Consider the following 205-nt stretch of genomic DNA (forward strand, 5'->3'; position numbering starts at 1 on the left):
CGACTCCAACAGCCGGAACAACGCCACCTCGACCGCGAACAACGCCGGCTGCGTCGAACCCGTCTGATTCAACTCCTCCGAGTCCACATCCACGGGCGCATCCAAAAGCACGCACACCTCGTCATACGCCGCCGCGAACACCGGGAAGGCGTCGTAAAGTCCACGCCCCATCCCCAGCCGCTGCGAACCCTGACCCGCAAACAGG

Annotated in this window: 1 protein-coding gene; it reads right to left on the reverse strand. The window is 64.4% G+C overall.

Annotated elements, in window-relative coordinates; translation table 11 throughout:
* A partial coding sequence (locus tag IO33_RS45545; protein ID WP_037687713.1) for an acyltransferase domain-containing protein occupies positions 1–205 on the reverse strand: 205 nt, incomplete at both ends.

Source organism: Streptomyces durhamensis (assembly GCF_000725475.1).
In the GTDB taxonomy this organism is placed as follows: Bacteria; Actinomycetota; Actinomycetes; order Streptomycetales; family Streptomycetaceae; genus Streptomyces; species Streptomyces filipinensis.